Origin of the sequence: Shewanella sp. 38A_GOM-205m, assembly GCF_000518445.1 — a bacterium.
Taxonomy (GTDB): domain Bacteria; phylum Pseudomonadota; class Gammaproteobacteria; order Enterobacterales; family Shewanellaceae; genus Shewanella; species Shewanella algae.
In genome coordinates, this window is sequence record NZ_KI912438.1 from 57,480 (window position 1) to 77,068 (window position 19,589).

12 protein-coding genes are annotated in these 19,589 nt (G+C 52.9%); 11 read left to right on the forward strand and 1 reads right to left on the reverse strand.

Annotation, left to right across the window (positions count from 1 at the left end):
• Positions 1-8 precede the first annotated feature (8 nt).
• From pepN to N512_RS0120065, 9 genes are all read left to right on the forward strand, one after another.
• Entirely contained in the window at positions 9-2,594 is a 2,586-nt protein-coding gene (gene pepN, locus N512_RS0120025) for an aminopeptidase N (RefSeq protein ID WP_028781453.1), read from the forward strand.
• Positions 2,595-2,602: 8 nt separating this feature from the next.
• Positions 2,603-2,818 (forward strand): DUF2835 domain-containing protein, encoded by a 216-nt coding sequence (locus tag N512_RS0120030; RefSeq protein ID WP_025011156.1) that lies wholly within the window; start codon positions 2,603-2,605, stop codon positions 2,816-2,818.
• Positions 2,819-3,133: 315 nt separating this feature from the next.
• Positions 3,134-5,188: a DUF1302 domain-containing protein gene (locus N512_RS0120035; RefSeq protein WP_028781454.1), complete on the forward strand. Its 2,055-nt coding sequence runs from the start codon at positions 3,134-3,136 to the stop codon at positions 5,186-5,188.
• 13 nt (positions 5,189-5,201) lie between these two features.
• Positions 5,202-6,569, forward strand: coding sequence for a DUF1329 domain-containing protein (locus N512_RS0120040; protein ID WP_025887720.1), 1,368 nt, complete (start codon positions 5,202-5,204; stop codon positions 6,567-6,569).
• A gap of 89 nt (positions 6,570-6,658) precedes the next feature.
• A complete protein-coding gene (locus tag N512_RS0120045) occupies positions 6,659-7,699 on the forward strand; it encodes a WD40/YVTN/BNR-like repeat-containing protein (RefSeq protein WP_028781455.1) in 1,041 nt (346 codons plus the stop codon).
• 12 nt (positions 7,700-7,711) lie between these two features.
• A complete protein-coding gene (locus N512_RS0120050) occupies positions 7,712-10,021 on the forward strand; it encodes an efflux RND transporter permease subunit (protein ID WP_028781456.1) in 2,310 nt (769 codons plus the stop codon).
• 265 nt (positions 10,022-10,286) lie between these two features.
• Positions 10,287-15,134: an NAD-glutamate dehydrogenase gene (locus N512_RS0120055; RefSeq protein WP_028781457.1), complete on the forward strand. Its 4,848-nt coding sequence runs from the start codon at positions 10,287-10,289 to the stop codon at positions 15,132-15,134.
• A 61-nt stretch (positions 15,135-15,195) separates the two neighbouring features.
• The gene (pyrD, locus tag N512_RS0120060; protein WP_028781458.1) at positions 15,196-16,215 is read left to right on the forward strand and encodes a quinone-dependent dihydroorotate dehydrogenase; all 1,020 of its coding nucleotides are present in this window, start codon (positions 15,196-15,198) and stop codon (positions 16,213-16,215) included.
• A 186-nt stretch (positions 16,216-16,401) separates the two neighbouring features.
• Positions 16,402-16,935, forward strand: coding sequence for a cell division protein ZapC (locus N512_RS0120065; protein ID WP_025011151.1), 534 nt, complete (start codon positions 16,402-16,404; stop codon positions 16,933-16,935).
• Positions 16,936-16,989: 54 nt separating this feature from the next.
• Here the strand turns inward: N512_RS0120065 and N512_RS0120070 are convergent, their stop codons facing one another.
• Positions 16,990-17,871 carry a LysR family transcriptional regulator gene (locus tag N512_RS0120070; protein WP_028781459.1) on the reverse strand — a complete coding sequence of 294 codons (882 nt, stop codon included), beginning with the start codon at positions 17,869-17,871 and terminating at the stop codon, positions 16,990-16,992.
• 109 nt (positions 17,872-17,980) lie between these two features.
• Between N512_RS0120070 and N512_RS0120075 the strand changes: the two genes are divergently transcribed.
• Both N512_RS0120075 and N512_RS23500 read left to right on the forward strand, forming a co-directional pair.
• Positions 17,981-18,844 (forward strand): MBL fold metallo-hydrolase, encoded by an 864-nt coding sequence (locus N512_RS0120075; RefSeq protein ID WP_037475750.1) that lies wholly within the window; start codon positions 17,981-17,983, stop codon positions 18,842-18,844.
• On the forward strand, positions 18,838-19,584 hold the full coding sequence (locus N512_RS23500) for a DsbA family protein (protein WP_037475752.1): 747 nt from the start codon (positions 18,838-18,840) through the stop codon (positions 19,582-19,584). The genes N512_RS0120075 and N512_RS23500 overlap by 7 nt, the downstream gene beginning before the upstream one ends.
• Positions 19,585-19,589: the final 5 nt, after the last annotated feature.

Below are 19,589 nucleotides of genomic sequence, written 5' to 3' on the forward strand. Positions count from 1 at the left end.
GATGACCTATGTCTGAAGCACAAACCATTTCCCCGCAACAACTGCAGGCCAAGCACCTGGCCGATTATCGTCCACCGGCGTTTTTGATCCCCGAACTGTCACTCTCATTTCAGCTTGAACCCAAGCAAACCCGAGTGACGGCCGTCAGCCGGGTAAAGCGCAACGGCAGTCACAATGAGCCTCTGCAGCTTGATGGTGACGAGCTGGAACTGGAGCAGCTGTTGGTCAATGGTGAACCGGCCGACTATCGCCTCGAGCCGGGTAAACTACTGCTTGAAACCGAACTCAACGAATTTGAATTGACTCTGGTGACTCGCATCAGCCCGGCCGATAACTCGGCACTGGAAGGCCTGTACATGTCCGATGGCGCCTATTGCACTCAGTGTGAGGCGGAAGGTTTCAGGCGCATCACCTATTTTCTCGACCGTCCCGATGTGCTGGCCAAATACCAGGTACGTATCGAAGCCGATAAGGCGTTTCCTTTCCTGCTCTCCAACGGCAACTTGCTGGAGAAAGGGGAGATGGCCGATGGTCGTCATTTCGCCGTCTGGCAAGACCCTTTCCCTAAACCCGCTTACCTGTTTGCCTTGGTTGCCGGTGACTTTGACCTGCTGGAAGACAGCTTTACCACCCGCTCCGGCAGAGAGGTCAAACTGCAGGTGTTTGTCGACAAGGGCAACCTGCACAAGGCCGGACACGCCATGGCTTCACTTAAAAAGGCGATGGCCTGGGACGAGTCACGCTTTGATCTCGAGTACGATCTCGATATCTACATGGTGGTGGCTGTGGACTTCTTCAACATGGGTGCAATGGAAAACAAGGGCCTGAATATCTTCAACACCAAGTATGTGTTGGCGGATAAAGACACGGCGACCGATGATGACTTTCACGGTATAGAATCTGTGATTGGCCACGAATATTTCCACAACTGGACCGGCAACCGGGTAACTTGCCGCGATTGGTTCCAACTTAGCCTGAAAGAGGGCCTGACCGTATTTCGCGATCAGGAATTCAGCTCAGATCTCGGCTCCCGGGCCGTCAACCGTATTCATGCCATCAAGGTCATCAAGAACCAGCAGTTCGCCGAGGATTCTGGCCCGATGTCGCATCCTATTCGTCCCGAAAGCGTGATAGAGATGAATAATTTCTACACAGTCACTGTTTACAACAAGGGCGCCGAAGTGATCCGCATGATGCACACCCTGCTGGGTGAGCAGGCCTTCCAGGCAGGGATGAAGCTCTATTTCGAGCGCCACGACGGCCAGGCGGTTACCTGTGACGACTTTGTCGCCGCTATGGAAGATGCTTCAAGTAAAGATCTGACTCAATTCCGCCTTTGGTATAGCCAGGCGGGCACCCCTCAGGTGACAGTGACCGATGAGTATGATGCAAGCACAGAGACTTACCGCCTGCACCTCAAGCAGTTCACCCCAGTGCGCGCCGGTGAAGCGGCTAAGGCACCGTTGCATATTCCGTTCAGTCTGGAACTGCTGGGCAATGACGGCAACGCCTTGGTCAACCAAGTGTTTGATTTTACCCAGGCCGAGCAGACTCTGGAGTTCAAGGATATCAGTGTCTGTCCGATCCCTTCGCTGTTGCAGGACTTTTCGGCGCCGGTGAAGCTCAAGTATGACTACAGCACAGTACAGCTGCTCTGCTTACTGCGCCATGCCGGCAGTGAAGTGGCCCGCTGGGAAGCGGCGATGAGTCTCTTCAGCCGCGCTGTTTGGGCCAACGTTGCCTTGCTCGAACAGGGGCAGGGGATGCATCTGGATCCTCGGGTTGTCGACGGCTTCAGAGGCGTGATCCTGGACGAAGCTTTGGATAAGGGCCTTGCGGCCGAAATTCTCAAGCTGCTTTCAGTGTCTTCCTTGATTGAGCAGGCCGATAAGGTTGAATTGGATGCCCTGTTGCTGGCCCGCGACTTTGTGATTGAAGCCATCGCCACTGGCTGTGAAGATGAGCTGCTGGCCCGTTATCGTCAATTGCTGCCACTGGATGAGGCTGCCGCCCGCAGTTTGAAAAACACTCTGCTTGGGCTGCTGGCCAAAGTCTCTGATGAGCATGAGTCTTTGATTGAACAGCAGTTTGCATCGGCCTCTGGTATGACAGATGCGCTGGGCGCGCTGCTTGCCGCCAACGATGCCGATTGTGATTGCCGCGATGCCCTGATGCAGGCATTCGAGCAGCGCTGGAACCAGACCCCTCTGGTGATGGACAAGTGGTTCAGCCTGCAGGCGATGGCGACAGATGATGAGGTGATCGCCAGACTCGAGAGCCTGTTGCAACATCCGGCTTTCAGTCTGAATAATCCCAACCGGGTTCGTTCCCTGGTGGGCAGTTTTGCCGCGGCCAATGTGCGCCAATTCCACCGCCAGGACGGCAAGGGATATGCTTTCCTTACCGCCATGCTCAAACAGCTCAATCGCCTCAACCCGCAAGTGGCAGCACGGATCATTACTCCGCTGATCCAGTTTGCCAAGTTTGATGCCGGGCGCCAGGCCAAAATGAAGGCTTGCCTGCAGGAGTTGTTGGCTATGCCTGAGCTGTCACGGGATCTTTATGAGAAGGTCAGCCGCGCACTGGAAGACTGAGCTTAAAGATGGAATTTTACTTTCGCCTCAATCTGAGTTATCAGGACTTTTTACCTTACTATCAAGGTATTGCTGAAAATGTTGAGGTCAGGGAAAAGGGTGGCAAGATCCTCTGGATCAACGGCCGTCGTCTACGTCCTTTTCTGACCGCCGATGGTATTCACGGTGAATTCCATCTCAGATTGGACCGGGATGGAAAGTTCATTTCCCTGAAACAACTTTAGAGTAATTACTTAAAACGGTCGACTAAATCAGTCGGCCGTTTTTTACAGCTGTAACAAAGGTTAATTCATTGAAATTAATTGGGTTATAGCTGTTAACCTTCACTGTCGTTTGCATACTCAACAAAAATTTAAATCCCTGCGCCTTTCCTGAATGACGGATCCGTCTTAAGTCCTCAAATCTGCACAATAAATTTCTCAGTATCCGCCTTGCTCATCAGCATTAATTGCTGTAACAATGGTGTTACCTGTGAGCTAACAAGATGTTGGTTGAGACTCCTATAACAATTAATCCAGCAGGTTACGGAGAAGCGATAAATGAAAACAGTGATAAACCGTTTTAACAAGTCGGCGCTCGCTTTGGGGGTGGCGTCGGCACTGAGTTTAGGGATGATCCCCAGTGTCGAAGCGGTGTCTTTCAAATGGGGCGATGTGGATGGCTCCTTTGATTCGACCTGGACCTTGGGCGCCAGTTGGCGCGTGGAAGGACGTGACTGGGATGGTCAGATAGGTAAGGTTAACCATCCCAGATTCGACTGGAGTGGCTATTCCGCTTTTACTGATACCAAGTACACGGCTGCCGAGATCTGGGCGCAGCCCGGTTCCTATTCCAGTAACAATGACTTGAGTAATCTCCTCTATTCTAAGGGTGATACCACCTCGGAAATCTTCAAGGGGCTGCACGAGCTGTCGCTCAAGTATGAGAATTTCGGTATTTTCGCCCGCGGCATGTATTTCTACGATCGTAAGCTGAACGACAGAATTTACGATTTCAATGATCCGCTGACCGGCAACCGCTACGACCCTTGCGCCGACAAGCGCGCCGAGGAAGTGCAGTGTAAGGATATCCGTCTGCTGGATGCCTTCGTCTATGCCAACTTCGATTTCAACGATGGTGCCAATCCACTGACTATCCGTGTGGGTAATCAAGTGGTGTCATGGGGGGAAAGCACGCTGATTTCCCATGGTATTGCGGTGATCAACCCGGTTGATTTGAACATACTCAACGCGCCGGGCGCAGAATTGAAGGAAGCCTTCAGGCCACAGGGTATGGTGTGGGCCTCTTTTGGGGTGACCGAAAACCTGTCGCTGGAAGCTTTCTATCAGTATGACTGGGAGCCTATCTGGGTTCCGACTCCCGGGTCGATTTTCGGCACCAATGACTTTGTCGGTTACGGTGGCTACAACCAAAACGCTCAGCTCGGCTTTAACGCCAACCCGGATATCAATCTCGACTTCCTGACCCAGGAATATAACCGTCTGTCCAACATGATAGCCTCCGGACAGAATATTCCGACCGAGCAGTTGGTGCAGATGGCACTGGCTTATCCCACCAAGGTGACATTGGTGGAAGATGAAGCCGCTCCCAGCGATTCCGGTCAGTACGGTATCAAACTGGGTTATTACGCTCCGGAGCTGGGTGAAACCGAGTTTGGCTTGTACTACATGAACTACCATAGCCGTCGCCCACTCATCAGTGGTACCACGGCGGACTTCAGTACAGGCGCGCTGCTGTCAGATATGGCTGTGCTTGGGCAAAACGCCGGCAATATTAACCGTGAAGTGCTGCTGAGCCTGGACAGCTTCTCCAAGGCCCAGGTGGTTTATCCTGAAGATATCAAGCTCTATGGCTTTAGCTTCAACACCTTGCTTGGCGATACCTCTGTAGCCGGTGAAATCGCACACCGCCAGGATGAGCCACTGCAGATTGATGATGTGGAACTGCTATTTGCCGCTATGCCACAACAGCTTGCCAACGCAGGGCTGAGGCCGGATCTTGATGGTTTGTCCCAGTACACTTCCTATGTCAAGGATGTTGGTCCGGGTGAATACGCCGAAGGTTATATTCGTCTCGATACCACTCAAGCGCAGATGACCTTTACCCACTTGTTCGGTCCCACCTTGGGTACCGATAACCTGACCATGCTCGCCGAAGTCGGTGGGGTATGGATCCACGATATGCCAAGTTTTGATGAACTCAGGCTCAATGGCCCAGGCACAGGTCGCAGCGGCGGCAATCCGGATATGCCTGGCATCATAGAGGCGTTGCACAATGGCCCTGAAACCAATCCGTTCCCGACAGATTTCGCCTGGGGTTACCGGATTGTCGCCAAGGCCGATTTCAACAACGTGTTCTCCGGCATCAATATGTCACCTCGAGTGATTTTCTCCCATGACGTTGAGGGTATCACCCCGGATCCTATGTTCCTGTTTACCGAAGGTCGCAAGTCCGTGGCACTGGGACTCAGTTTTGACTACCAGAGCCGCTGGGGCGCGGATCTTTCCTATAACAGTTTCTTCGGTGGGGTAGGCACAACCAACGCGATGGCCGATCGCGATTATGTGTCTTTCAACGTTAAGTTTTCGATCTGATAAGGACAATAAAATGAGAACTATAGCTATATTGTCTGCTGCTGTGATCCTGGCTTTGGGGGCCACCACAGCTGTAGAAGCCAAGATTTCTGAGGCCGATGCGGCAAAATTGGGTACCAGTCTGACTCCACTCGGGGCTGAGAAGGGCCCCAATGCCGATGGCAGTATTCCGGCTTGGGACGGCGGTATTACCACACCTCCAGCGGGCTATCAAAAGGGCATGCACCATCCCGATCCTTTCCCGGATGACAAGCCGCTGGCGACGGTTACCGCGGCCAACAAGGATCAATACAAGGAGTTTTTGACGCCTGGTCAGCTGAAGATGTTCGAAACCTATCCAGATAGTTTCAAAATGAACATCTACCAGACCCGGCGTACCGCTTCTGTGCCTCAGTTTGTCTATGATGCCACCAAGGCCAATGCTACCCGTGCAACTCTGGTAGCCGAGGGCAATGGTGTCGATGGCGCTTCCATAGGTATTCCTTTCCCTGAGCCGGCCAATGGCCTTGAAGCCATCTGGAACCATATCCTCAGATTCCGCGGTATTGATATTGAAACCGAGCGTAGCCAAGCCGCGCCTACCGCCAGCGGTGATTATACTCTGGTGGAAATGGCCGAAGAGATACGTTTCGAATATTCACGCCCGGATGCCAGTCTCGAAGAGTTGAAAAAAAACAATATCTTGTTTGAATTCAAACAGGTAGTTACCCAGCCCGCGCGTCTTGCCGGTACCGCGCTATTGGTGAAGGAAACCATGGATCAGGAAAAGGAACCCCGCCAGGCCTGGACTTACAACACAGGGCAGCGCCGGGTGAGAAAGGCGCCCAACGTGGCCTTCGACACACCAGGTACGGTTTCCGATGGCCTGCGCACCACGGATGATTTCGATATGTTCAATGGTTCGCCTTCCCGTTACAACTGGGAACTACTTGGCAAGAAAGAGATCTTCATTCCTTATAACGACTACCGTCTGCACTCGGATAAGGTCAAGTACAGTGAGTTGCTCAAGCCAGGTCACCTGAACCCTGACTATGTGCGTTATGAAAAGCACAGAGTCTGGGTGGTCAAGGCCAGCTTGAAAGAGGGCATGCGCCACATCTACAAGACCCGGGTTTTCTATCTGGATGAGGATTCCTGGCAGGTATCAATCGCCGATCTGTACGACAACCGTGACGAACTGTATCGGGTTGCCATGGCTCATGGCCTGAACTACTACGAGGTGCCGACTCACTGGAGTACCCTCGAGGTGTATCACGATCTGCAGTCCCGTCGCTATATCGCCATAGGTTTGGATAACGAAGGCCGTATGTATGACTTCGATGCCAAGTTGTCCGAGGCCAACTTCACCCCGGCAGCGCTGCGCCGCGAAGGGATACGTTAAGCCTGTGGCATCTGTAATGGGTGGCTGAGGTCACCCAGTTGGAAATTCCAGGGGCGCGTGCGCCCCTTTCAACCCTAAGGAAGTCTGTAATGTCGTATCGCATGCTTCAAGCAGCGGCTCTGGGCCTTGGCATACTCACATTCCAGGGCGCGATTTCGCCCCTTCACGCCGAAACGCAATCTGCAACCGGGGCTCTGACCGGCCAGCTGCAGCCTTTGGCGGTTCACTCTTTGATGTTGGATATTGCTCAGGCCGGCAGCACTATGGTGGCGGTCGGTGAGCGGGGTCATATCTTAAGGCTCAGCGCCGATGCCAATCAGTGGCAACAGGTGGCGACACCGAGTCAGGCGCAGTTGACCAAGGTATTTTTTCTCGATGTCAACCATGGCTGGGCCGTGGGCCATGATGCCACCATTCTTGCCACCCAAGATGGCGGGCTCACCTGGCAGCAACAGTTCAGTTCGCCAGAGCTTGCCCGGCCCTTGCTGGATGTCTGGTTTGCCGACTCGCAAAACGGAATAGCCGTTGGTGCCTATGGTCTATTTCTGCGCACCACAGATGGTGGCCAAAGCTGGCAGAAAGAATTTCATCCCGAGCTCTTGAGCCAAGATGACGCCGATTATCTGGCGGATCTCAAACAGCAGGATGAAGAAGCCTATATGGCCGAGTCTGACTCTATTCTGCCCCATTTCAATCGGGTCATCGCCCTTGAAGACAAGCGCTTGCTTATGGTCGGGGAGCTGGGGATGGTAGCCATTTCCGAAGATGGCGGCCGTTTGTGGCAGCGACTGGAGTTTATTTATGACGGCTCTTTGTTCAATGCCATAGAAAGGGATAAACAGCTCTATGTGTTTGGTCTGCGAGGGCATGCCTTCAGCGCACCGGAAGATATGAGTCAGTGGCAGGAGATAAAGATGCCGCTTGAATCGACCCTCAATGCGGCTGCGCCGGTCAAAGGGGGCCTGCTGCTGGTCGGCAATGGCGGCGCCGTGATTCGTTTGGATAACAACTTACACGCTGAGCTGGTAACCCAGCGCAGAGGAGAAAACTTATCGGCAGTTGCCGTTGACCCCAAGGGCCGGTTATGGATAGCCGGAACCAAAGGGCTTTTCGAACTAAAACAACAATAAAGGGCCATTATTATGTTAGACAGACTGGTCAATGGGATTGAGAGTTTTCTCTTTCGCAATCGTATCGGAGTGATACTGCTGTTTGCGCTGACCACGGTATTTCTGGGCTTTCAGGCCAGTCAGCTGAAAATGGATGCGGCATTTGTTAAAAACATTCCGCTGCATCACCCCTATATGCAGACCTACCTCAAACACCAGAAGCAGTTTGGCGGCGCCAACTCCATCATGGTGGCGGTAGAAGACAGCAGCGGTAATATTTTCAATCCGGCGTTTTTCGACACCCTGAAGAATGTGCATGATCAACTGTTCTTTATTCCCGGGGTAGAGCGCTCTCAGGTGAAATCCCTGTTTTCGCCGTCGACACGTTTTACCGAAGTGGTGGAAGACGGCTTTGCCGGAGGGCCGGTGATCCCGGCGGATTTCAGTACGACAGAAGCCGGGCTTGAGCGGGTCAGAGGCAATATCGAAAAGGCCGGCATAGTCGGCCGTCTGGTGGCAGAGGACTACAGCGCTGCCATGGTGACGGCGCAGCTGATGGACTTTGATCCGCAAACCGGCGAGCCATTGGACACTTTGGCGTTTGCTGCCCAACTGGAAGAGCAGCTCAGAGGTCAGTTTGAAAAAGATGGCATCAAGATTCACATCATAGGTTTTGCCAAGATGGCCGGCGATGTGGCAGATGGGGCCAAAGGGGTACTGCTGTTTTTCCTGATAGCCATTTTAGTCACGGCCCTGATGGTGTATCTCTTCTCCCGCTCTATGGTGTTGACCCTGCTGCCTTTGGTGTGCAGCTTGATTGCCGTGGTCTGGCAGCTTGGTCTCTTGACCGTGGTGGGCTTTGGCTTGGATCCCATGTCGATTCTGGTGCCGTTTTTGGTATTTGCCATAGGTGTCAGCCACGGGGTACAGATGATCAACGCCATCCGCAAGCGGGTCGCCGATGGTCAGAGTACCAAGGTGGCGGCGGCTTCGGCGTTTCGTAGCCTCTTGGTACCGGGCGGGGTCGCCTTGCTGTCGGATACCATAGGGTTTATGACCTTGCTGGCAATCGATATCGGCATTATTCGCGAGCTGGCTATTTCCGCATCGCTTGGGGTGGCGGTGATCATCCTGACCAACCTGGTGCTCTTGCCTTTGGTGATCTCCTTCTTCCAGATAAAGGCCGCGAAAGCGGACGTTGTCACCGAGGCCAAGACAGCGGCCTTTTGGCAAAAGCTCACCTGTTTTGCCACTCCAAAATATGCTGTGGTGGTGGTAGCTGCCACTGCGCTGCTTTATCTGGGCGGGTTGCAGCAAGCCGGCAAGATGCAAATCGGCGATCTTCAGGGCGGAGCACCGGCGCTGCATCAGGACTCCCGCTATAACCAGGACACCTTCTTTATTACCGATCATTTCTCTATCACCACAGACGTGATGAGTGTGATAGTGGAAGCCTACCCCGAGGCCTGTACCTATCACTCGGCGCTGGAGAAGATTGACAGGTTCGAATGGTTGGCGCGCAACACCCCAGGGGTTGAGTTTACCGCCAGTATCGCCTCGGTGGCACGCCAGGTGAATGCCGGTTTCAACGAGGGTAGCCCCAAGTGGCAGGTATTGCCCAGGAGCCCGGCGAGCCTGGCACAGTTGGTGTCACAAATTCCTACCAGCACAGGCCTGCTGAACGGCGATTGCTCTGTGATGCCTGTTTATCTGTTTCTTAAGGACCATAAGGCGGAAACCATAGAACAGGTGGTGAACAAGGTGAAGCTGCTGGCCGCCGAAATGGACGACGACAAGCTGAGCTTTAAACTCGCTTCCGGCCCGGTCGGGGTGATGGCGGCAACTAACGAGGCCGTGGCCGAGGCGCAGCTGCCTATGATGCTGTATGTCTATGGCGCGGTGTTTATCCTCTGCCTGATAAGCTTCCGCTCACTGAAAGCCACGGTTGCAGTGATTCTGCCTCTGTATGTGGTATCGACACTGGCGCAGGCACTGATGACCTGGCTGGATATAGGCCTGACGGTGAGCACCTTGCCGGTTATTGCCCTCGGGGTGGGTATCGGGGTGGACTATGGCATCTATATCCTGTCGACCATGGCCGTGAAACTGCGCGATGGTATGGCGGTGCAGCAGGCCTATTTCGAAGCCTTGATGGAGCGGGGCAGTGCGGTCATCTTCACTGGCCTGACCTTGGCTATTGGGGTGAGCACCTGGTTCTTCTCTGCACTTAAGTTCCAGATGGATATGGGAATTTTGCTTACCTTCATGTTTGTGGTCAACATGCTCGGGGCCATAATTATCCTGCCTGCGCTGGCGGCACTTTTCTGGCGCAAACACAGTTAGTGATGGGGGCAGGGGAAGAAGTTTCTCCTGCCCTTGCTGCATAGTTAGTCTGTTATTCCGATTACTTCTTCACCACTCCCTTCAATATCCCGTCATTGCTGGATTTGTACAGGATGTACCACTAAAATTTTGCTCGAATTATGGTGTGTTTAGTAATACACTGCGCGGCATGACCTCGGTCACAAAAAATTCAGGCCCGGGTCATTCGTCGAAGCATCCATATAATGAAAAAAGCGCTGCCATAGACGCTTAAGGAAACAGCAAAATGGCCTTGAAAGATGCAATGCCTTCAGTACTGCTTGAAAAGGTAGTCAGTTTAATCCACTCCAAAGTCCCTAAAGCACAAGCAAATCAGGTGGAACAGTTCGCCACCTGCCTCTACGCTCACATGTCCAAGGACGATCTCCTGGCCCGTAACGATAGCGATCTCTACGGTGCCGTCCTGAGTCTTTGGAATGCCCTGAACAGCACGCCTTGTGGGGAAACTCACTTAAGGGTATTTAACCCAAGCCAGGCCAAGCACGGCTGGCAATCAACCCACTCCATTATAGAAGTTGTGCAGCCCGATATGCCCTTCCTGGTGGATTCTGTGGGTATGGCCCTCAACCGTTTGGGGATCACGGCTCATATGATGTTGCATACGCCACTGGCCATTGAGCGCCAGGGCACAGACATCAAGCGGGTCAGCTTTGTTAACGACAGCAAGGAAGACAGCGACAAGGTGGCGGTATTCCTGATCGAAATCGACCGCCAAAGCAGCGACAAGGACATAAAACAACTCGAAAAAGAGATAGAGTCCGTTCTCGGTGATGTCGCCGCCGCCGTCAATGACTGGCGCGCCATGTCCGACAAGCTGGCAGAAGTGGCTGAAGAGCTGCCAAAGCGCCCATTCCCCGGTGAGAAAGCCGAACTTGAAGAAGCGACTCGCTTCCTTAACTATTTGAACAACCATCATTTTACTCTGATGGGTTATCGTCGCTACGACCTGCGAAAAGTCGAGGGTGACGTTGAGCTGGTGCCGGATATGGCAAGCAGCCTGGGCTTGATGAACAAACCCGGCAAGGCGCAGCCAGAGCACGGTTTGATGCTGTCTTCTTTCTCTGAATCGGCTCGCCGCGAAGCGCTGGACAACAGTTTGCTGATCCTGACCAAGAGCAGTGCCAAGAGCCGGGTTCACAGACCCGCCTATGTCGACTATATCGGCGTCAAACGTTTCGATGAGACCGGTAATGTCGTCGGTGAAGACAGATTCATCGGCCTGTATGCCTCCAATCTGTACAACCGCAGCCCGAAAGAGATCCCCCTGCTGGCCGAGAAAGTTCAGCGGGTGATGGACAAGTCAGGACTGGCACCGCGCTCCCACGACTATAAAGCGTTGATGAATATTCTGGAAAATCTGCCAAGGGACGAGATTATTCAGGCAAGCGTCGAAGAGTTGTCGCACATGGCGCATGGCGTGTTGGAGATGCAGGATAGAGATAAACTCAAGCTGTTTGTCCGTAAAGACGGTTTCGGCCGCTTCCTGTCCTGTTTGGTGTATGTCTCCAAAGACAGATACAACACCCGTCTGCGTGAAGATACTCAAAGGATCTTCGCCCAAACCTTTAACAGTAATGAAGAGGTGGAGTTTACCACTTACTTCTCCGAGTCGAGCTTGGCCCGTACCCACTACATAGTTAAAGTCGACAACAACAATAATTTGGAACTCGATGTGGCTGCCATAGAAAACAATCTGATTGAAGCCGCTCGCTCATGGGAAGATAAACTTCAGAGCGCGCTCAACAATTCACTGGGTGAAGAACAGGGTACTCGCCTGTTCAAGCGTTATCTGACCGCATTCCCGCAGAGTTACAAAGACGATGTGCTGCCGACTTCGGCCGTGGTGGATCTGCAGCAACTGGAAGCGCTGGACGATGACCATAAGCTGGGCATGTTGTTCTATCAGCCACAGGAAGCGGCGCCCGGCAGCAACAAGGTACGTTTGAAGCTGTTCCACAAGGATGAGCCTATCCATCTCTCGGATGTGCTGCCTATGCTGGAAAACTTCGGTCTCAGGGTGATCAATGAGCGTCCCTATGAAGTGAAGAGCACAGATGGTGCAACCTTCTGGATCCTCGACTTCCTGATGACAGTACAGGGCGGCGCCACTGAAAACCTGGCAGACAGCCAGGACAGATTCCAGACCGCGCTGGCTCAGGTTTGGCAGAAAAAACTGGAAGACGACGGCTTCAACCGTATGGTGCTGGCTACCGGGCTTTCCGGCCGCGAAGTGTCAGTGCTGCGCGCTTATGCCAAGTATATGCGTCAAATAGATGCGACCTTCAGCCAGGCTTACATCGAAGAAACCTTCAGCCGTTATCCGCAGATTGCCGATTCGCTGGTGAAGATGTTTATTCGTAAGTTCAATCCCAAGCTGAAGACCCGCACGCTGGATAAGTTTATCGAGCAGATCAATCTGCGTCTCGATGACGTATCCAGCCTGGATGATGACCGTATCATTCGCCGCTATCTGGATCTTATCAACGCCACGTTGAGAACCAACTTCTATCAGCAAGATGCCGCCGGCCAGCCGAAGGATTATATCTCCTTCAAGTTTGCCCCCAACCAGATCCCTGAAATGCCCAAGCCGCTGCCGAAGTTTGAAATCTTCGTCTACAGCCCAAGGGTTGAAGGTGTGCATCTGCGTGGTGGTAAAGTGGCCCGTGGTGGTCTGCGCTGGTCTGATCGCCGCGAGGACTTCCGTACCGAAGTGCTGGGTCTGGTGAAGGCGCAACAGGTTAAGAACACTGTGATTGTGCCCGTAGGTGCCAAGGGGGGCTTTGTTTGTAAACAACTGCCGACCGAAGGCGGCCGTGAAGCCTTCTTCACCGAAGGTCAGGAATGCTACCGGATCTTTATCCGTGGTCTGCTGGATATCACAGACAATATCGTCAACGGCGACCTGGTTCCTCCTGTGGATGTGGTGCGTCACGATGAAGACGACCCTTACCTGGTGGTAGCCGCCGATAAGGGCACGGCGACCTTCTCTGACACCGCCAACGCCATTGCCATCGAATATGGTTTCTGGCTGGGTGATGCCTTCGCGTCCGGTGGTTCCAACGGTTATGACCACAAGAAGATGGGCATCACCGCCCGCGGCGCCTGGGAGTCGGTGAAACGTCACTTCCGCGAAGTAGGTATCGATTGCCAGACCACAGATTTCACCTGTGTGGGTATAGGTGACATGGCCGGTGACGTATTCGGTAACGGCATGCTCTTGTCTGAGCACACCCAACTGGTGGCGGCTTTCAACCACATGCATATCTTCATCGACCCAACGCCGGACTCAGCGACCAGCTTTGTCGAGCGTCAGCGTCTGTTTAATCTGCCTCGCTCCAGCTGGGAAGACTATAACAAGGAGCTGATCTCCAAAGGCGGTGGTATCTTTGCCCGTAGCGCAAAATCCATCAGTTTGACGCCGGAAATCAAGAAGATGCTGGCGACCGACAAGGATGCTATGACGCCGACTGAGCTGATCAAGTGCCTGCTGAAAATGCCGGTTGACCTGATCTGGAACGGTGGTATCGGTACTTATGTCAAAGCGAGCAGTGAAACCCATACCGAAGTCGGCGACCGCGCCAACGACGGTTTGAGGGTCAACGGTGGCGAGCTTAAGGCCAAGATCATAGGTGAAGGCGGTAACCTGGGTTGTACTCAGCTCGGCCGTATCGAATACGCTGCCAATGGTGGCCGTATCAACACCGACTTTGTCGATAACGTGGGTGGTGTGGACTGTTCGGATAACGAAGTTAACATCAAGATTCTGCTCAACGCCCTGGTGGCCGAAGGCGAGATGACTCTCAAGCAGCGTAACCGCTTGCTGGAAGAGATGACAGATGAAGTCGCTCAGATAGTGCTGCAGGACTGTAAAGATCAGACTCGCACCATCTCAGTGACTCAGGTGCGCGGCGCCGAGCAGCTCAAAGAGCAGATCCGCTTTATCAACTACCTGGAAAAAGAAGGTAAGTTGGACCGGGCGCTGGAATTCCTGCCTACAGAAGAGGAGCTGTCCGAGCGTCTGGCTAGCGGTCGTGGTTTGACCCGTCCTGAGCTGTCGGTATTAGTGGCTTACGCCAAGATGGTGCTCAAGGAGCAACTGCTGACACCTGTTATCACAGATGACGCCTGGTTGAGCCAACTGCTGGTGGATTACTTCCCTGGCAAGCTGCAGCAGAAGTATGCCGACAAGATGACTCAGCATCCGCTGCGCGGTGAGATCATTGCTACCTCGCTGGCCAATGAACTTGTTAACGATATGGGGCTCAATTTCGTCCAGCGTATGCAGGATGAGACAGGCGCCTCAGTTGCCGATGCCGCCATTTGTTACACTATGGCTCGCGAAGTGTTTGGTTTGGCAGATTTAACCAAAGCCATTACTGACTTGAACGGCATAGTACCCGCGGTTGTTCAGGGCGAGATGCTGCACCAGCTGCGCCGTAACATGCGCCGTGCCTGTCGCTGGTTCCTGCGTAACCGTAGCCGCGCCATGAGCATAGAGCAGGTTGTTGCCTTCTATAAGCCGGTGTTCGACGAGCTGAAAGCCAATATCCGCTCTTATCTGGTAGCCGATGAGCTGGCGGGTATTGAAGAGGATATCGCCGCACTGGAAAAAGAAGCCGTGCCTCATGAGGTGGCCAGTCTGGTTGCCAACATGAGTACGCTGTTCTCGGCACTGGATATCGCTCAGATAGCTCAGCTGGAATCCAAGCCGGTTTCACTGGTGGCAGAAACTTACTTCAAGTTGGGCGCCAGAATCGATCTGCACTGGTTCCTGGAGCAGATCGGTGGTCAGCCGGTGGCCAACCACTGGCAGGCACTGGCCAGAGCAGCCTTCCGTGAGGAGCTGGATTGGCAGCAAAGAGCACTGACATCGGCGGTACTGCGCAGCTGTACCGACAGCTGTGAGTCCGATGCCATTATCGAACAATGGGTCGAACTCAATCAGGGCTTGCTGGAGCGCTGGTTCCACATGCTGGCTGACTTCAAGACATCGCAAACCCATGAATTTGCGAAGTTCTCAGTAGCGCTACGTGAACTGAATCTGCTGATCCTGCACTGCGAAGGGCAGAAGTAAGCTATTATAACAATAAGAGCCCTGGCAAACGCCGGGGCTTTTTTTAGGTCTAGGAGAAACCATGTTTTACAAACTCGCACAAAAAGTCATGTTTCAGATGGATCCTGAGCGCGCCCACAACTTTGCCATCAGTAGTCTCAGAACCACAGGTAACTCACCGCTGAACTGCTTTTATGCGCAGCATCTTGCCCCGGCCCCGGTCGAATTCATGGGGCTGACATTCCCTAATCCCGTCGGTTTGGCCGCCGGTATGGATAAAGACGGTGAATGTATCGATGCCTTTCATGCCATGGGATTTGGTCATATTGAAGTGGGAACTGTGACCCCAAGACCGCAACCCGGTAACGATAAACCTCGGCTTTTCCGGATTAAGCCGGCCAAGGCTATTATCAATCGCATGGGCTTTAATAATCTCGGCGTGGATAATCTGGTGGCTAATCTCAAGGCTAAAAAATCCAATGCCATGGTCGGTGTCAATATAGGTAAAAATAAAGATACACCGGTAGAGCAGGGGAAAGATGATTATCTGATCTGTATGGACAAGGTTTATGCCTATGCCGATTACATCGCGGTTAATATTTCTTCTCCCAATACACCCGGCCTGCGTACCATGCAATATGGCGAATTATTGGACGACTTGCTGGCGAGCTTAAAAAACAAACAAACAGAACTGGCAGAAAAGCATGGCAAGTATGTACCCATAGCATTAAAAATAGCGCCGGATCTAACCGAAGAAGAGATCGAAAAGATCGCCGAGTCATTATTGAAACATAAGTTTGATGGTGCCATAGCGACCAATACCACTTTGACCCGTGATGGGGTCAGTGGCCTGGCCAACTCCAACGAGACAGGTGGCCTCAGCGGTAAGCCGCTGAACAAGTTGTCGACCAAGGTGATCAAATATTTGGCGCAGTGTTTGAAAGGTGAGATCCCGATCCTGGGGGTAGGCGGTATTAATAGCGCCGAGGATGCTCTGGATAAATTGGATGCAGGAGCAAGCATGGTGCAGATCTATTCCGGCTTTATCTATCAAGGGCCAAAATTAATTAAAGATATTGTTGACGCTTATAGATCCAAATAAGTTAAAAAACACTCAAAGGGATCGCAATTGCGATCCTTTTTTATTTGAATCGATCGTTTTTTGATCTAAAGGATCTGTCTAAGATATTGTTATCTCAATCTAATATCTAAAACTTTTTTTGATATTGGGTAAAATATCATCTATTATTCCGTTTGTAATAAATCACAGGTCTTATTGGATTGCGTTATGTTATTAATGCCAAACAGAGATTGGCAATGGAGATATAACGATTCGTATGGTGTCCTTAGCGTATCGTTAGGTTCGGAAATGGAATTTCTGACTCCTTATAAAGCCAAGACTTTGATACCGGATGCAATGAAAGAAGCAGAATTTAGCGTCGAGCACGCCAAGTTCTATATTGACCTGCTTGATCGTCTAACCAAATCACTGTCATTGACGGATGCACAAGTGGTTCAACTGGCATTGAATGCTACCGCTGCTCACTTTATGCAAAAACCGCAGATGCCCAAGTCATGGTTCTTCGACACCAGTGCTGTCTGTGTTTACAGTGAGCCGGGAAAGATGTTTGATCTCAAATGTCGTGGAGAGCGTGTGCTGGTGATGGTGGTTGAGACCGGGCTGCAGGCTTCTTTGGTAATGATGTTGGCCAACGAATGTCGACTCAGCGATGTCAAAACCCTGACCCGCTTTGAAACCATCAAGGTGATGCACGATCGTCTGCATCCGCTCAGGGCACAGCAACAGATAGTTGCTGCCTGACAAAGGTTGTCAGCGAGTATCAACGGGGCCTATGGCCCCGTTTTTGGTTTGTCTTCAGCCTGAGAATGCCTGACTCAAGTGGTCAATCAAGGCCCTGAGTGCCACCGGCATATGCTCTCTTGAGCTATAGAGAGCGTAGGCCGTCATGACTCTCGGTGTCCAATCCGGCAGCAAGCATTGCAAGCTGCCATCTTTGAGTGCCTCAGCCAACAGATAATCGGGCAGTTGGGCGATACCGCTGCCGGCCTGAGCCGCCCTGAGTAACACTGTCGCTTCATTGGCCACCAGTTGGCAGTTGACCGCTACAGATTCGTTCTGCTCTCCCTTGGAAAGATGCCAAAGATTGCGATTGAAATGGCGGTAGCCAAGGCACAGGTGTTGGCGAAGATCCCTGGGGTGCTGCGGCGCCGAATACTGTTTGAGGTATTCAGGAGAAGCCACCAGCTGCGAATTCACCTTGATAAGCGGCTTGCCAATCAACAAGGGATCCGGGCTTGAAGCAATACGGATCACCAGATCGACCCTTTCCGCCACCAGATCCACAGCGCGATCGCTCACATCCAACTCGATTTCCACCCCGGGATTAAGCCTGATGAATTGCGCGAGGCTCGCTGCCAGTCGTGCGTGTGCGAATGACATGCTACTGCTTATTCTCAGTTTGCCGGTCAATTGTCTGCGTCTCTCGCTTAGGCTGATTTCCAATGCCTCACGGGTCGAGAGTAACTGGCGACAATATGTCAGGCACTGATTCCCGGCATCTGTAAGGGTTACACTGCGAGTGGTGCGATTGAGTAATCTGGCGCCCAACCAATCCTCAAGCGTCTTGATATGGCGGGTTACCATGGCGCGCGACATCTCAAGCCTCTCGGCGGTAGCGGTAAAGCTGCCACTGGCGGCCAGATCCACAAAAACTTCGGCGGCGGTTAATCTGTCCATCTGCGATTACTTGTCCGGATTATGCAACAATATTGCGCAATTTTAGCCGTATATCTGCATTAATTGAAATCATAAACTGGCCAACGTTGAAATTCACCGGAGTAAAACCATGCTTAAATCACTCGTATTGGCTGCCAGTTTAGTGTTGCCATTTTCTTTACACGCCGAATCGGACGCCCTCGACTTCAAAGTCTATAACGCCGACGGTAACAGCTTTCATGTCAACGCCACCCTGATAAGCGGTGACAAGGAAGCCATTTTGGTCGACACAGGCTTCACCCGCGCCGATGCCTTGCGACTGGCCGCCGAGGTTCTGGACAGTGGCAAACAGTTGACCACTGTATTCGTCAGCCAGGCGGATCCTGACTATTACTTCGGGGTTGCCACACTCAAGCAGTTTTTCCCTAAAGCAAAATACCTGACGACCCCGGCAGTGCATGCACAAATTTCGGCCAAGCTGGAAGACAAGTTGAGCTTTTGGATCCCCAGAATGGGTAGCAATGCCCCCCTCAAGGCGCAGCTGCCAGAGATATTTAAAGGCCGTCAATTAATGCTTGAAGGCAAGGCGATTGAGATAAAAGGTGACCAGGGACTGCTGGCTGACAGGCCATACCTCTGGGTACCTTCCAGCAAAACCATTCTCGGCAATGTGGCCGTCTCCGGAGGCTTGCACCTGTGGATGGCTGATAGTCAGAGCCAGAGTGAGCGAGCGGCCTGGAAGGCGCAGCTTGCGGAAATGGCGGCGCTTAAACCTGCCAAGGTGATCCCCGGGCACATGTTGTCTGAATCTTTTCTCGAGCAGGACAATATTGCCGCGACACTCAAGTACCTGCAGGATTTCGAACAAGCCGAAGTCGACACGCAAACCAGCGCTGAGCTTATTGACACCATGCAGCGTCTGTACCCGAATGCCGGGCTTGCTATGGCATTGGAGATAGGTGCCAAGGTCAGCAAGGGTGAGATGAAATGGTGAGGCTGCACTACTTTTTTGACCCCTTGTGCGGCTGGTGCCATGGTGCGGCGCCCCTCATTCATGCCCTGAGTGCCAGACTCCCGATAGTATTGCACGCCGGCGGCCTGATGGAGGCAACAAGAATAACGCCCGGTCTCAGGCAACATATCCTCAGCCACGACAGCAAAATTGCCAAGCTGACCGGGCAGCCCTTTGGCGACGATTACACTCAGGGTTTGCTTCAATGTCCTGACGCCGTGTTGGACTCGGGACCGACCATTGCCGCCATCCTGCTGGCCGAAAAGGCGGCGGGGCAGGGATTGGCGCTGCTGGAGATATTGCAGGGTGGCCATTATGTTCAGGGGTTAAGGCTTGCCGAGCCTGAAGTGTTACTGCAACTGCTGATGGAGCTGCCGAGTCTCCAGGCGCTGGGGCGCGAGAAATTGGCTAGCGATCTGACGGCGGTTATGGACGCAAGCTCAACCGGGCAGATTTCGCCGCTGGCGAGCCACATCGCCCAGAGCCGGGCCATGATGGCAAAGCTCGGATTGGCAGGCTTTCCGTCGCTGGTTCTGGAAAGCGAAATCGGTGAGTGGCACCCTGTACCTTTGAACCGCTTCTACGGCCAGACAGAGGCAATGCTGGGTTGGTTTGACTCAAGTTTTGCCAAACAGCTCTCTGGGATTGACGCCAAGAGAGATAATCCGAAAGCCGCGCCAAGCGCTCCGGCGGCTTGTATCCTGGGAGGCGGCTGCGATTAAGCTTT

What these genes read in the sequence shown, in the direction of transcription:
- pepN (WP_028781453.1), top strand. Translation starts at nt 9, where the DNA reads ATGTCTGAAGCACAAACCATTTCCCCGCAACAACTGCAGGCCAAGCAC.
- N512_RS0120030 (WP_025011156.1), top strand. Translation starts at nt 2,603, where the DNA reads ATGGAATTTTACTTTCGCCTCAATCTGAGTTATCAGGACTTTTTACCT.
- N512_RS0120035 (WP_028781454.1), top strand. Translation starts at nt 3,134, where the DNA reads ATGAAAACAGTGATAAACCGTTTTAACAAGTCGGCGCTCGCTTTGGGG.
- N512_RS0120040 (WP_025887720.1), top strand. Translation starts at nt 5,202, where the DNA reads ATGAGAACTATAGCTATATTGTCTGCTGCTGTGATCCTGGCTTTGGGG.
- N512_RS0120045 (WP_028781455.1), top strand. Translation starts at nt 6,659, where the DNA reads ATGTCGTATCGCATGCTTCAAGCAGCGGCTCTGGGCCTTGGCATACTC.
- N512_RS0120050 (WP_028781456.1), top strand. Translation starts at nt 7,712, where the DNA reads ATGTTAGACAGACTGGTCAATGGGATTGAGAGTTTTCTCTTTCGCAAT.
- N512_RS0120055 (WP_028781457.1), top strand. Translation starts at nt 10,287, where the DNA reads ATGGCCTTGAAAGATGCAATGCCTTCAGTACTGCTTGAAAAGGTAGTC.
- pyrD (WP_028781458.1), top strand. Translation starts at nt 15,196, where the DNA reads ATGTTTTACAAACTCGCACAAAAAGTCATGTTTCAGATGGATCCTGAG.
- N512_RS0120065 (WP_025011151.1), top strand. Translation starts at nt 16,402, where the DNA reads ATGTTATTAATGCCAAACAGAGATTGGCAATGGAGATATAACGATTCG.
- N512_RS0120070 (WP_028781459.1), bottom strand. Translation starts at nt 17,871, where the DNA reads ATGGACAGATTAACCGCCGCCGAAGTTTTTGTGGATCTGGCCGCCAGT.
- N512_RS0120075 (WP_037475750.1), top strand. Translation starts at nt 17,981, where the DNA reads ATGCTTAAATCACTCGTATTGGCTGCCAGTTTAGTGTTGCCATTTTCT.
- N512_RS23500 (WP_037475752.1), top strand. Translation starts at nt 18,838, where the DNA reads ATGGTGAGGCTGCACTACTTTTTTGACCCCTTGTGCGGCTGGTGCCAT.